The organism is Gaetbulibacter sp. M235, from assembly GCF_043876835.1.
Classification (GTDB): domain Bacteria; phylum Bacteroidota; class Bacteroidia; order Flavobacteriales; family Flavobacteriaceae; genus Yeosuana.
Genome location: NZ_JBAWJZ010000005.1, coordinates 97,690 through 111,934 on the forward strand (window position 1 = coordinate 97,690; position 14,245 = coordinate 111,934).

Annotated in this window: 14 protein-coding genes; 8 read left to right on the plus strand and 6 right to left on the minus strand. The window is 31.2% G+C overall.

Annotated elements, in window-relative coordinates:
- Nucleotides 1-79: 79 nt before the first annotated feature.
- Both V8G69_RS09690 and V8G69_RS09695 read left to right on the plus strand, forming a co-directional pair.
- On the plus strand, nucleotides 80-205 hold the full coding sequence (locus V8G69_RS09690) for a GIY-YIG nuclease family protein (RefSeq protein ID WP_394881665.1): 126 nt from the start codon (nucleotides 80-82) through the stop codon (nucleotides 203-205).
- Complete coding sequence (locus V8G69_RS09695; RefSeq protein WP_394881887.1) at nucleotides 196-345, plus strand: hypothetical protein; 150 nt, start codon at nucleotides 196-198, stop codon at nucleotides 343-345. Before V8G69_RS09690 ends, V8G69_RS09695 begins: the two co-directional genes overlap by 10 nt.
- A gap of 126 nt (nucleotides 346-471) precedes the next feature.
- On the opposite strand, the gene V8G69_RS09700 is transcribed toward V8G69_RS09695, so the two are convergent.
- The 3 genes from V8G69_RS09700 to V8G69_RS09710 all read right to left on the minus strand — a co-directional run bounded on the left by V8G69_RS09700 (nucleotide 472) and on the right by V8G69_RS09710 (nucleotide 3,577).
- Entirely contained in the window at nucleotides 472-1,188 is a 717-nt protein-coding gene (locus V8G69_RS09700) for a hypothetical protein (RefSeq protein WP_394881666.1), read from the minus strand.
- Nucleotides 1,189-1,274: 86 nt separating this feature from the next.
- Nucleotides 1,275-2,975 (minus strand): gamma-glutamyltransferase, encoded by a 1,701-nt coding sequence (ggt, locus tag V8G69_RS09705; RefSeq protein ID WP_394881667.1) that lies wholly within the window; start codon nucleotides 2,973-2,975, stop codon nucleotides 1,275-1,277.
- Nucleotides 2,975-3,577 (minus strand): ACP phosphodiesterase, encoded by a 603-nt coding sequence (locus tag V8G69_RS09710; protein WP_394881668.1) that lies wholly within the window; start codon nucleotides 3,575-3,577, stop codon nucleotides 2,975-2,977. Before V8G69_RS09710 ends, ggt begins: the two co-directional genes overlap by 1 nt.
- 130 nt (nucleotides 3,578-3,707) lie before the next feature.
- Here V8G69_RS09710 and glmM point away from each other — a divergent pair, with 130 nt between their 5' ends.
- Together glmM and V8G69_RS09720 are read left to right on the plus strand one after the other, a co-directional pair.
- On the plus strand, nucleotides 3,708-5,099 hold the full coding sequence (gene glmM / locus V8G69_RS09715) for a phosphoglucosamine mutase (protein ID WP_394881669.1): 1,392 nt from the start codon (nucleotides 3,708-3,710) through the stop codon (nucleotides 5,097-5,099).
- A gap of 231 nt (nucleotides 5,100-5,330) precedes the next feature.
- Nucleotides 5,331-5,894, plus strand: coding sequence for a DUF4256 domain-containing protein (locus V8G69_RS09720; protein ID WP_394881671.1), 564 nt, complete (start codon nucleotides 5,331-5,333; stop codon nucleotides 5,892-5,894).
- Between the two features lie 48 nt (nucleotides 5,895-5,942).
- On the opposite strand, the gene V8G69_RS09725 is transcribed toward V8G69_RS09720, so the two are convergent.
- Nucleotides 5,943-6,827, minus strand: a complete 885-nt coding sequence (locus tag V8G69_RS09725) for a lysophospholipid acyltransferase family protein (protein ID WP_394881672.1) — start codon at nucleotides 6,825-6,827, stop codon at nucleotides 5,943-5,945.
- Between the two features lie 62 nt (nucleotides 6,828-6,889).
- On the opposite strand from V8G69_RS09725, the gene V8G69_RS09730 reads away from it, so the two are divergent.
- On the plus strand, nucleotides 6,890-7,540 hold the full coding sequence (locus V8G69_RS09730) for a rhomboid family intramembrane serine protease (RefSeq protein ID WP_394881673.1): 651 nt from the start codon (nucleotides 6,890-6,892) through the stop codon (nucleotides 7,538-7,540).
- A 60-nt stretch (nucleotides 7,541-7,600) separates the two neighbouring features.
- On the opposite strand, the gene V8G69_RS09735 is transcribed toward V8G69_RS09730, so the two are convergent.
- Nucleotides 7,601-8,413, minus strand: a complete 813-nt coding sequence (locus V8G69_RS09735; protein WP_394881674.1) for a hypothetical protein — start codon at nucleotides 8,411-8,413, stop codon at nucleotides 7,601-7,603.
- Between the two features lie 235 nt (nucleotides 8,414-8,648).
- On the opposite strand from V8G69_RS09735, the gene lon reads away from it, so the two are divergent.
- From lon to cmk, 3 genes are all read left to right on the plus strand, one after another.
- Entirely contained in the window at nucleotides 8,649-11,099 is a 2,451-nt protein-coding gene (gene lon, locus V8G69_RS09740) for an endopeptidase La (RefSeq protein WP_394881675.1), read from the plus strand.
- A 95-nt stretch (nucleotides 11,100-11,194) separates the two neighbouring features.
- Complete coding sequence (gene porQ / locus V8G69_RS09745; RefSeq protein WP_394881677.1) at nucleotides 11,195-12,214, plus strand: type IX secretion system protein PorQ; 1,020 nt, start codon at nucleotides 11,195-11,197, stop codon at nucleotides 12,212-12,214.
- Nucleotides 12,215-12,216: 2 nt separating this feature from the next.
- On the plus strand, nucleotides 12,217-12,912 hold the full coding sequence (gene cmk / locus V8G69_RS09750) for a (d)CMP kinase (RefSeq protein WP_394881678.1): 696 nt from the start codon (nucleotides 12,217-12,219) through the stop codon (nucleotides 12,910-12,912).
- Nucleotides 12,913-12,971: 59 nt separating this feature from the next.
- Here the strand turns inward: cmk and V8G69_RS09755 are convergent, their stop codons facing one another.
- Nucleotides 12,972-13,889 carry a T9SS type A sorting domain-containing protein gene (locus V8G69_RS09755; RefSeq protein ID WP_394881679.1) on the minus strand — a complete coding sequence of 306 codons (918 nt, stop codon included), beginning with the start codon at nucleotides 13,887-13,889 and terminating at the stop codon, nucleotides 12,972-12,974.
- Nucleotides 13,890-14,245: the final 356 nt, after the last annotated feature.

Genomic DNA, 14,245 nt, shown 5'->3' on the forward strand with positions numbered 1-14,245 from the left:
AATAAACTTATTTAGTAGCTTTAATATTAGTAATTTCAATTCCTAATGCTATATAATTATTTCGTTTATATTTTAACTAATGAATAACAAACTTAAGCTGTATATTGGCGTTACAAATAATATTCAAAAAAGATTATCACAACATTATTTTGACAGTCAAAATGAAAAAAATCTTTTGCAGGAAAATATAACTGCATTTTTTTAGTGTATTATGAAGGTTTTCAATATCCCAAAGAAGCTATAGAAAGAGAAAAGGGTCTCAAAAAGTGGAGAAGGGAAAAGAAAAACAAACTGATTTCAGAATTTAATCCTAAATGGGAAACATTAAAAAACCAAGTAGTTTAGCCTTAGTCATGTCGAATGAAATGAGACATCACACAGTGAACTCAAAAAAAACATGCATCCATTATAATGCGACCTCTCACATGCGTTCGAGGTGACTATAGAATAATATTTTGGCAAGGGATGACTTCAATTAGTTCCTTTAATATTAGTAATTTCAATTCCTAAGAATAATATTTTATGGAAAGTGGGTAGTTTTAATCCACTTTCTGTAGTAGTCCAATTTGACCATGAAGATTCTAGCCCTTGAATAGGAAGTACTGAAGTAAACATTTTAAAACTTACGGGAAAACCATTTTCATCAAGAATCCATAAATAGGAATCACCTGGAGTTGTACCATCTTTTGTAAATGTTACCAGTAATCCTTTACTGCCATCTTCAAGTGTAACTAAGCGCCTTTCAGTTCCATAATCAAATACTTTATATGGGGCAACCAGCCAAAAAGAGTCATTGTTAAAATAAGATATGGCTTTTTTTATGAGATTTTCACCTATGTCTCCTTCAACCTTAAACCCGTGTAAGTAAGCTTTATTTAATGAACTATTGTTTAGGTTTAAATCAACTTTATTGTCTTCCCAAAAAACAGAGCATGTATTACTGGATTTTTTCCATTTATAATGATGGAGTTTTTTAAAGGTCCATTCAATATAATTGGTGTTTTTATAAGCATCATAATCTAAAGCATCAAGCATTTTATGAGCTAAATTTTCGGCTTCTTGTCCTTGAACTCCAATTGGAAAATCTTCGTTGTATTTAAAAAATATGAAACCAAAAAATAATATGCTGGGTAATGTTAAAAATACAATAACACCAGTAATTATTTTGAAAATCTTTTTGGTTTTCATGAAATAGGTTAACAGAGAATTATGGGTAATAATCTAAAAATCAAGGCTAAATTATTAAATAGAATTGATTAGATAGAATAAAAACCTTAAAAACCGACAGCCGTATCATCACCTCGATGATCCGCACCACCTTCTAACGTTTTATCGGTTAAAACCATGATTCCGTCTACCTTACCAATTACTGGTGAATCTTTTTCATTGATGATATAACCTTTATTTTGAAGTTGGATAATTAGATTTTTGTCAAAGGAATTTGGCTCCATTTGAATAACATCTGGCAACCATTGATGATGAAATCTAGGAGCATCAACAGCTTCTTGCATAGACATGTTATACTCATGAACATTTAATATGGTTTGAAGCACCGATGTAATAATTGTTGAACCGCCAGGCGTTCCAACAGACATAAATAATTTTCCTTTTTTTTCAACAATGGTTGGTGTCATTGAACTTAACATACGTTTTTCTGGAGCAATGCTATTAGCTTCAGCACCAATCAGCCCAAACATATTAGGGACTCCTGGTTTGCTGCTAAAATCATCCATTTCATTGTTTAAGAAAAAGCCAAGTTCTGAGCAATATAATTTTGATCCATAAGCTCCATTTAATGTAGTTGTTACTGAAACAGCATTTCCAAATTGATCGACAATTGAATAATGAGTTGTTTCATTACTTTCAACAACTTCTATATTCCCATGAGAAACATCTGCTGATGATGTTGCTTTTTCAAAAGAGAAATCAGACATTCTTGATTTTAAATAAGTATTGCTTATAAGTTCATCGGTTGGAATTGAAACAAAATCAGGGTCACCTAAATAATAGCTTCTGTCGGCATAGGCTCTTCTTTCAGCTTCAGTGATTACCTGAATCGATTTTAATGAATTTGCGCCATATTTTGATAGATCATATGGTTCTATCATTTTCATAATTTGGGCTAAACAAATACCACCGCTTGAAGGAGGAGCCATGGAAATAATTTTTAAATTGTCGTAATTAAAAGCAATTGGTGTTCGCCATTTTGCTGTGTAGTTTGCTAAATCCTCTTCAGTTATAATACCTCCATTTTCTTGTAAAAATTTAACCAATATTTTAGCGGTTTTCCCTTTATAAAATTCATCCTTACCATTTTTTAAAATACGTTCTAAAGTTTTTGCTAAAGCGGGGTATTTAATGGTGTCATTTTCTTTCCAAACCTTGTAAAACAATAAAGAATCTTTATTCACTAAACGAAACTGATTTTGATAATTATTAAATCTATTTGCTTGATTTTTAGTAACAACTACACCTTTAGAAGCAAGTGCAATTACAGGTTCAAGAATATCTTTCATTGGTAAGTTTCCAAATCTTTCATGCACTTCAAAAATTCCTGCAATGCTCCCTGGAACTCCAACAGCTAAAGAACCTAATGTGCTTTTATTAGGGATAACTTCACCGTTTTCATCTAAATACATGTTTTTTGTTGCTGTTAAAGGGGCTTTTTCTCTATAATCAATACCACCAATATCACCATTAGCTTTTCTGTAAACCATAAACCCACCACCACCAAGATTTCCAGCAAACGGATATGCTACAGCTAAAGCTAATCCAGTTGCAGCCATAGCGTCGAAAGCATTGCCCCCTTTTTTTAAAATATCTACTCCAATTTGTGAAGCTTCAACCCGAGCAGAAACTACCATACCATGATTTGAAATTAAACCTCTTTTATTGATTTTTTTAACTTCAGTTTTGGTTGTGTTACAAGAAAGGCATAATAATATTAGTAATAATACATTAAAAGTGTTTTTCATTAGTGGTTGATTTTACATTCTATTTCTTTTAATTTATCTTTTGAAAATTCAATAAGTTCATCAAAAAAGTGAGTGAATTCATTTTCAAAATCATCATAAAATTCTTCAAGTTCGTTTACAGCTTCATTCATACTTGATTTGTTTTTTGTTCTCCTGTTCATGCCTTCTAATGCTCTAGTTATTCCATCAATTGACGCATAACTCACCAACCAGTTATCGGTTAACATATAAGGCATCATTTTTTGAATTCGCATTGGCAAAACTTCATAATGGGTTTCTAAGGAATAATAAAATGATTCAGCATATGCTTCTAAAGGGATATCACAGTATTTACTCCAGTTTTTGGCCAAAAAATGATCGTAAAGCATATCAACAATAATCCCTGAATAATGACTGTATTTTTCATGCAATCGTTTGGTACTTTTTCTAACAGTTTTATGTGCATCAGTAAACGTATCAATATTTCTGTGCAATAAAATACCTATTTGAATTTCTTTAGGATAATATTCATAATCTTTTCCTTTAATTCCATCTGCAATAAAATTGCCAATGGTAACAAGGTCATTATCTCCTGAAAGATATATGTGAGCTAAGTAATTCATTTGCGAAATTTACAAATTCAAATGGATGTTTTGTACTTTAACTTTAAATTATTCGTTTAAATATTTTTTATTAAATATTAAAATGTAAGCTAGAAAAAATATGTAGGTTTGTTAAAAATAACATTCAAATATGACACTAATAAAATCAATTTCAGGAATTAGAGGTACCATTGGAGGGCAAGTAGGTGATAATTTAACACCTATTGATGCAGTTAAATTTGCATCGGCTTATGGGGTTTGGATCAAGCAGCAACGCGACAAAGAAGACTATAAAGTCGTTGTGGGTAGAGATGCCAGAATTTCTGGAGAAATGATTCAGAATTTGGTTATGAATACCTTAGTTGGACTTGGAATTCACGTGGTTGATTTAGGGCTTTCCACTACGCCAACAGTTGAATTAGCGGTTCCAATGGAACATGCAGATGGAGGTATTATACTTACAGCAAGTCATAATCCAAAACAATGGAATGCTTTAAAGCTTTTAAATGCTAAGGGAGAGTTTTTAGACGATGTTGAAGGTGCAAAAATTTTAGAAATTGCAGAAAGTGATAACATGTTATTTGCAGATGTAGATAGTTTAGGAAAGATTACAAAAAACAAAGCCTATATAGATTTGCATATTATTGAAGTTTTGGATTTGCAACTTGTTAATGTTAAAGCTATTGAAGAGGCTAGATTTAAAGTGGTCGTAGATGGTGTGAATTCTACCGGAGGAATTGCTATTCCATTGCTTTTAGACCGTTTAGGAGTTCATGTTGTGAAATTATATTGTGAACCAAATGGTCAGTTTCCTCATAATCCAGAACCTTTAAAAGAGCATTTAACAGACTTATCGGAAAAAGTGGTAAAAGAACATGCTGATTTTGGAATTGTTGTAGATCCAGATGTAGATAGATTGGCTTTTATGGATGAAAATGGAGAAATGTTTGGAGAAGAATATACATTGGTTGCCTGTGCTGATTATGTTTTGAGTAGAACACCTGGAAATACAGTTAGCAATATGAGTTCAACAAGAGCTTTAAGAGATGTTACCGAAAAATACGGAGGAACTTATGAAGCAAGCGCTGTTGGTGAAGTGAATGTAGTTAAATTAATGAAGAAAAATAAAGTTGTGATTGGAGGAGAAGGAAATGGGGGAATTATATATCCAGAATCTCATTATGGTAGGGATGCTCTTGTTGGTGTAGCTTTGTTTTTAAGTTTGTTGGCTGATAAGCAAATGAAAGTGAGTGAACTTAGAAAAACCTATCCTAACTATTTTATGAGTAAAAAGAAAATAGAATTGACTCCTAATTTAGATGTTGATGCTATTTTAAAAGCAATGGAAAACCGTTATCAAAACGAACAATTAACAACCATTGATGGCGTTAAAATTGATTTTTATGAAAGTTGGGTTCACCTTCGTAAAAGCAATACAGAACCTATTATTAGAATTTATACCGAAGCAAAATCGCAACAAGAAGCGGATAGTTTAGCTGATAAGTTTATTTCGGAGATTGGTGTGATTGCTAATGAAAATTAAGATAAAATAACGTGAGTTCGATATAAATTCCAATAAAATATTTTCATGTAAAATTCTGATATTTAATTATTTGTCATGTCGACAGAGTGAAGCATGAGCGACGAGACATCTCAGTAGAATGAGATTTCTCCTCATTCTTCGTTCGAAATGACAAAATTCGCTAAAAAAAAAGATGTAATCATCTGATTTGCAACTTTCAATAAATCGAACTCACTTTAAAATAGCAAGACTATGAATAAAACAAAGGAATTGTCAACAGAACAAAAAACAAGACTATTAGAAGTATTAAAGTCTCGCTTTGAGAACAACATGAATAGGCATGAAGGTCTTAAATGGGCTGAAGTTAAAATGAAGATAGAAGGGGACACCGAAAAATTTTGGTCACTAAACGAAATGGAAAAAACGGGCGGTGAACCAGATGTTATTGGTTTTGATAAGAATACAAGCGAATATGTATTTTGTGATTGCTCCACGGAAAGCCCTAAAGAACGAAGAAGTGTTTGTTACGATCGTGAAGCATTAGAAGCAAGAAAACAATTTAAACCAAAAAATAATGCCATTGATATGGCTGCTGGTATGGGCATTGAAATTTTAAATGAAGAGCAATACAGGCAACTACAGACACTTGGTGATTTTGATACTAAAACATCCAGTTGGTTAAAAACGCCTTCGGATATAAGAAAACAAGGTGGTGCTGTTTTTGCAGATTTCCGTTATGGAAATGTTTTTATTTATCACAATGGCGCAGAATCTTATTATGCTGCTAGGGGGTTTCGAGGTTCTTTAAAGGTTTAATTTTTAATGGAATAAACAGAATGCTTGAGATTTTCATTGATAATCAGTTTATTGTTTAGCAAGTTTTTCACGATGTTTCCAACGTTTATGCGTCCAAAAATAATATTCAGGAGCTTCATAAATTTGTTTTTCAACTTCACGTAGAAATATATCTGTTAATTTGTAATCAGGATATTCTAAAGAGTTTTCTGCAAGTGTTATAACTTCTGCTTCATAGAATCCACGTTTTACTTTTGTTACTTTTAAATAAGCGGTAGTAAAATCTAATTTTTTTGCTAATCGTTCTGCTCCAGTAAAACACGGCACATGTATTCCCATAAAATCATTCCAATATACATCGGCTGAAACTTTTGGAGATTGGTCACTTATAAATCCCGTAATACTTTTTATACCATTGCTTTCTAGATTATTAATATAAGATATAGTTTCTTTGGTACTAATAAGTGAAGTGTTGAATTTCGACCTAATTGCTCGCACTAATTTATCAAAATACGGGTTTGCAAGCTTTTTGTATACTGCCAACCCTTTAAAATTAATATAGTTTTGAATAACAATAGACCATTCCCAACTCGCGTAATGCCCAAATATGAGAATGATGCTTTTATTTAATGATTCTAAACGTTTAAACTCTTCTGGATTAATAATTTTAAATCGTCTTTTTAATTCATTTTCAGAAATGCTCATAGTCTTAGCCATTTCTAAAAACATATCACATAAATGATGATAGAATTTTTTTCTAATTTGAACAATTTCAGTTTCTGTTTTATCAGGAAATACAAGTCTAAGATTATCATCAACTGTTTTTCTTCTATACCCAATAACATAATACATCAATACATATATGCAGTCTGAAAAAAGATACAATAATCTAAAAGAAAGAATTGAAATAATCCACAAAAAAGGATAAACTAGAATGTAAACAAGAAATTGCATTAATTAATTTTAAATTTGCAACAACAAATATATGTTATAAATTATTTAAACGTTTAAACCACATGAGCAAATTAGATTTAGTTACCATAATTATTATTGCTGCCAATGTTATAATATCTTATAAAGGATTTAGTGATTTTGGTTTTTTTGAAAAATATAAATTCAATGTTGGTGCTATTAGAAGAGGTGAACAGTTTAGAATATTTAGTTCGGGGTTTTTACATGCAGATAATGCCCACTTGTTTTTTAATATGTTTTCATTATACTTTTTTGCAAGTGTTGTTATTGGTGACTTAGGTGTTTTAAGTTTTGTAATTATTTATGTCGGTAGTTTAATATTAGGTAGTTTACTGTCATTATACTTTCATAAAGATGAATATCATTATAGTGCTGTTGGTGCCAGTGGTGCAGTAATGGGAATTATTTACTCAGCCATTTTATTGCAACCAGGAATGAGTTTGTACATCTTTTTTATACCAATTCCAATACCTGCTTATGTTTTTGGAATAGGATATTTATTATACTCGATTTACGGAATGAAAAATAGAATCGGCAATATTGGGCACGATGCTCATTTTGGTGGTGCCATTGGAGGTTATATTATAACTTTAATTTTAGCTTCTTGGTTATTTAAAGAAAATTTATTGATGATTATTTTATTGGCAATCCCAATTGTTCTGCTTTTTGTTTTGAAGAAAGTAGGGAAGATGTAAAATTAAAAAGGGCTAATTTATATTTTAAATCAGCCCTTTTTAATGGATTTGTTTCTGTAATTATTCGTAGAAAAATTCTATGGTTTCAATATCTTCATATCCATTACCATATTGAGATGTATATATACAAGTTTTTGGATAATTTTTTTCGTTATAAGTGTACTCATATTTATCATTATAGTTGCCACTAATACTAGTATCACTTTCTACATAACTAACAATATTATTGGTGTTTCCATAAATATAGGCCCCAAATTCATTTTCACTTAAGATATTAAGTACTTCAATGGCATGAATGTTTTTAAACATGCCATTTTTGTCATCATACCCATATGATATTTTATAACCTTCATCATCAGCTATTTCTGCAATATTTTTTCCGTTTAGAGTAATTGTTTCAGTCCAGCCTAATTCAAAATCAGAATTAGAATAACTCACATAAACTTTATTGGTTAAAGTACCGTCATTGTTATAAGTGAAAACGCTTTTATATTTACGATCACCTAATCCAGAAGACTCAAGAAAAGTTTCAGTATATGTAGCAATTTTATTTTCGGAATTATACTCTAATACGACAGAAGCTATATGTCCGTCTGCATCAAAATAATCGTCTTTAATTAAATTGTCATTATCGTCATAGGTATAAACATTTTTCCATTCTTCACTACCATCAGTTCCAACAACACTTATTAATTTGTTGCCATTATAGTTATAAGTCTCTGAATATTCGTCAACTGTTCCTTTGTTGTAAATTATTTTCTTCAATAAAGTATTATCAGCTGGGTTTTCTTCTTCTGGAGTATCTGTAGATTCAGTACTACAAGCAAAAAAGGTTAAACATAACGTAAAAAGTAGGAATTGATTTAATTTCATCATAGTGCTTTTAAGATTAATATTACAAATATAAAACTATATATTGTAAGATTTACCGTATAATCCAATTTTTTATTATTTCATATTTGAGTATGGCATAGCTATTGAAATTATTAGATGAAAGAATATCTAAAATACATATTAAATATTTGATATTCAATAATTTATTATTTTTAATAAAAAAAACAAAATAGTATCAATAGAGTTTTAATGACATATTGACCTGAAAACATATATGAAGAAATCTAATTTTATAAGTCTTGACAGTTTGTCATTCCAAGAGTTTGATGAGAATTCAGAATTAATTCCTTTGATGACACCCGAAGATGAAGAAGAAATAAATAAAGAAGTTTTGCCCGAGATTTTACCAATATTGCCTTTAAGAAATACGGTGCTTTTTCCTGGAGTAGTTATTCCAATTACAGCTGGAAGAGATAAGTCAATTAAACTGATAAACGATGCCAATAAAGGAAACAAGGTTATCGGTGTAGTGGCTCAAAAAGACGAATCTATTGAAGATCCAACTGCTAAAGATATTCATGAAACTGGTACAGTAGCAAGAATTTTACGTGTTTTAAAAATGCCCGATGGAAACGTAACAGTTATTATTCAAGGTAAAAAGCGCTTTAAAGTTGCTGAAGTTATTACTGAAGAGCCTTACATGAATGCTACAATCAGAGAAATTCCTGAGGCAAGACCTGCAATGAGCAATAAAGAGTTTGTTGCTATCATTGATTCTATAAAAGACTTGGCGCTTCAAATTATAAAAGACAGTCCAAATATTCCAAGTGAAGCTTCTTTTGCTATAAAAAACATAGAAAGCAATTCATTTTTGATAAATTTTGTTTCGTCAAACATGAATCTTTCAGTTGCAGAAAAACAAAGTCTTTTAGAAATAAACGACTTAAAAAAACGTGCTTTAGAAACTCTTAAATTTATGAATGTTGAGTTTCAGAAATTGGAACTTAAAAATGATATCCAGTCCAAAGTTCAAATGGATATGAGTCAACAACAGCGCGAATATTTTCTTCATCAACAAATGAAAACCATTCAAGAAGAACTTGGTGGTGTAAGTCATGACGAGGAAATTGAGGAAATGCGTATCCGTTCCAAAACTAAAAAATGGAATGAAAAAGTTGAATCTCATTTTGAAAAGGAGTTAGCTAAAATGCAGCGAATGAATCCTCAGGTTGCAGAATATTCCATTCAAAGAAATTATCTAGATCTGTTTTTAGATTTGCCTTGGGATGAGTTTAGCAAAGATAAATTTGATTTAAAACGAGCTAGAAGAATTCTGGATAGAGATCATTTTGGTTTGGAAGATGTTAAGAAAAGAATCATAGAACATCTGGCAGTTTTAAAATTGAGAAATGACATGAAATCTCCAATTCTGTGTTTATATGGCCCTCCGGGTGTTGGTAAAACATCTTTAGGAAAGTCTATTGCAGAAGCTTTAGGGAGAGAATATGTGCGAATGTCGTTAGGTGGTTTACGTGATGAAGCAGAGATAAGAGGTCATAGAAAAACCTATATTGGTGCTATGCCAGGTCGTATTGTACAGAGTATTAAAAAGGCTGGAAAATCCAATCCGGTTTTTGTTTTAGATGAAATTGATAAACTTTCAAATTCACATCAAGGCGATCCATCTTCTGCGATGTTAGAAGTGCTTGATCCAGAACAAAATAATGAGTTTTATGATAACTTTTTGGAAATGGGTTACGACCTATCTAAAGTTATGTTCATAGCAACATGTAATAGTTTGTCAACTATTCAGCCAGCATTGTTAGACAGAATGGAAATAATCAATGTTACAGGCTATACCATTGAAGAAAAGGTGGAAATTGCCAAACGTCATTTACTTCCAAAGCAATTAAAAGAGCATGGTTTAAGTGAAGATGATTTAAAAATAGCAAAGTCTCAATTAGAAAAAATTGTTGAAGGCTATACACGAGAATCTGGTGTTAGAAGCTTAGAAAAGCAAATAGCAAAAATGGTTAGATATGCTGCAAAAAATATAGCCATGGAAGAAACCTATAATGTCAAAATATCAAATGAAGACATTGTTGAGGTTTTAGGTGGACCAAAGTTAGAACGCGATAAATATGAAAATAATAACGTTGCCGGTGTGGTTACAGGTTTAGCTTGGACGCGTGTTGGTGGTGATATTTTATTCATTGAATCAATTTTGTCAAAAGGAAAAGGGACCATGACAATAACAGGAAACCTTGGAACTGTCATGAAAGAATCTGCCACCATAGCTATGGAATATATAAAATCAAATGCAGAAGATTTTGGAATTAATCCAACGGTATTTGATTCTTATAACGTGCATATTCACGTACCAGAAGGAGCTACACCAAAAGATGGACCAAGTGCAGGTGTAACCATGTTAACATCTTTAGTGTCTTTATTTACCCAAAGAAAAGTAAAGAAAAGCCTAGCTATGACTGGTGAGATTACTTTACGTGGAAAAGTGCTTCCTGTTGGAGGAATAAAAGAAAAGATTTTGGCAGCAAAACGTGCCAGAATTAAAGAGATTTTACTTTGTGAAGATAACCGAAGCGATATTGAAGAAATTAAGCCTGAGTATTTAAAAGGATTAACGTTTCATTATGTAACAGATATGAGTGATGTTATTAAAATAGCACTCACCAATCAAAAGGTTCAAAACGCTAAGACATTATAATTTTTAAACCTCGATTTACTTCGAGGTTTTTTATGATTTAAAATATTTACAAGCTGCTTTCGTTCTAAGATAGATTTAGTTACTTTGCGCTCTATATGTTGAAGAGAATTATCACTTTTTTTTGTTTGTTAATTAGTGTTGCAACCAATGCCCAAGTTGGAGGTGAATCTACCTATCAATTTTTAAATTTGGTTTCATCACCTCGTCAGGCAGCACTTGGTGGTAAAGTTCTCACTAATGTAGATTACGATGTTGCTCAAGGACTCTATAATCCAGCAACTATAAATCCTGATATGGATAATCAGTTGGCATTAAATTACACAAGTTATTTAGGTGGTATTAGTTATGGTACGGCTTCATACGCATATACTGTTGATAGAAGAACACAAACTTTTCATGCTGGAATAACTTATATAAATTATGGAACTTTTGATGGATATGATGAAAATGGAGTTTCTACAGGTACTTTTACAGGAAATGAAGCAGCATTGTCATTTGGTTATGCATTGCAAATAGGGCATAGTGATTTTTATTTTGGAGCTAATTTAAAATTTATTACTTCAAAATTAGAGCAATATAATTCATTAGGAGTTGCAACAGATTTAGGCTTGCTTTATATCAATGAAGATTTAGATTTTCGTGCAGCTTTGGTTTTGAGAAATCTTGGAACTCAAATAACGACCTATGCTGGATTAAATGAACCTTTACCATTTGAAATTGATTTTGGAATGTCTCAACGCTTAGAAAATGTACCAATTCGTTGGCATATTACTCTTGAGAATTTACAGGAATGGCCAATAGCAGTTTCAAATCCTGCACGTGTAACTTCAGATTTGTCAGGCAACCAAACACCAGAAAAAGTTGGTTTTTTAGGAAAAGTGATAAGACATGCCATTTTAGGAGCAGAATTGTTTCCTGAAGGAGGCTTTAATATTCGTTTAGGATATAATTTTAGAAGAGCAGAAGAATTGCGTATTGTGGATCAACGTAATTTTTCAGGGTTATCTGCAGGTTTTTCAATAAAACTTAATAAAATGCGATTTAGTTATACGCATGCTAAATATACAAGCGCAGCCAATTCAAACTTTTTTGGATTGCAAATAGATTTACAATAAATATGAGTCATAAAAAAATAACAATTGCCATAGATGGGTTTTCTTCAACAGGAAAAAGTACAGTAGCTAAACAACTTGCTAAACATTTAGGGTATGTTTATATTGATTCTGGAGCTATGTATAGAGCTGTTACTTATTTTGCAATGAGTAATGGGTTGATTGACGAAAACAATTTTAATGTAGAAGAACTTATATCAAAGCTAGATAATGTCTCTGTGAGTTTTAAATTCAATAAGGATTTAGGCTTTGCCGAAGTTTATTTAAATGGAATTAACGTTGAAAAAGAAATTAGAACTTTAGAAGTCTCAAATTATGTTAGTAAAGTTTCTGCCATTCCTCAAGTAAGACAACAATTAGTTAGGCAGCAACATAAAATGGGAGAAGAAAAAGGTATTGTAATGGATGGACGCGATATTGGTACTGTTGTTTTCCCGGATGCTGAATTAAAATTATTTATGACAGCTTCTGCTGAAACTAGAGCTTTAAGAAGATATAATGAGCTGAAAGCTAAAGGTGAGAATGTGACTTATCAAGACGTTCTTCAAAATGTTCAGGAACGCGATTATTTAGATTCTACAAGAGAAGATTCTCCATTATACAAAGCGAATGATGCCATTGAAATTGATAATTCTAATATGTCGTTAGATGAGCAATTCAAGACCATTCTCGATTTGGTTAATGCTGTGCTGAAAAGATAATAAACAAAAAAGGCAATCGTTTAGATTGCCTTTTTTGTTTGAATATAATGTGTAAATGTTTATTCTAAAACTATTTTAGAGTTATATTTTCTTCCATCTGCATCAATTTCTAAAATATATAATCCAGAAGCTACATTAGATCTGTCCCATGTTTCAATAAAACTACCAACAGATTTTTTTTCATTTAAAATTGTTTTTACAGCTTTACCATTAATGTTGTATATACTCATTTTAACTTTGGCAGCTTCTTTTAGGCTGTAACTTATGTTAATATATTTTGAAGATGGATTAGGATAAATGTTTACTAAACCGTTAAAGCTAAAACTATCTGCTGATAAAGCCATATCTGTTTTAGTCATCTCAATAGCACCTAAATAGTAAAAACCAGTTGCATTTACATTATTCAATCCTTTTCTCACATCAATAATGATTTCACCATTGATATCAGGTTGTACATTATATATGGCTGCCACATTTGAAGTATTTCCCGATGGGTTTAAAGTTGCTGTTTGGTCGCCAGAATTACCTGTAATAGTATATAATGTTTCTCTATTTTCACTAACTCCCGCTCTAGACGCAAAAATTTTAAAAGAATAATATTTCCCAGCTTCCAGACCAGACAAGGTAAATCCTCCTGTTGGTTCGGTACTTAGTGTTCCAGCATTAAAAGGTTGATCTTCTCCAAAGAAAAAATCTATTGTTGAAGAACTAGGAAAAGGTAAGCTTCCATCGGGAGATGTTGTGCCTAATTCACCCGGATCATCGTCAAATGCATCTGTAATTGTGAGTGTTTCACCGGTAAAGGTTCCTTGGTCATCAATTAAAACATTAGAACCAGTTAAAGTAGCATCGGTAATATTGTTCCAATTACCTGCTGTTAGGTAAGTATTAGAACCAAAATCAAAAAGTGTAACTTCTTGTGAATAAGTTAAAAAACTTAAAGTTGTAAATAAAAATAATAGTGTAGTTTTTTTCATGATAAAAAGGTTATTTAAATAAAATATTAATTCATTTATTATTAAGTAAATCTGGTCGGCTTATCAAATATATTTTATTTAAATTTAAATAACACCTTTTTGAATGATTTTTAGTTAAAAGCCATTAATTATCAGATTAACTTTACAATACCCGTTGTGCGTTTTGTTTTATTGAACACGATTGAATGTCATTTCTCATAAAACAAAACTAAGTATTCTTTAATTTTGTCCTCGAATTAGTTAACATTTACAGAGGTGACAAATTTTATTCAAAATGCACAATGGGTTAGTATCTTTAATTTTAAATTAAAATGAAACAAAAAAAGCAATCAAAATGATTGCCTTTTTAAGTTTAA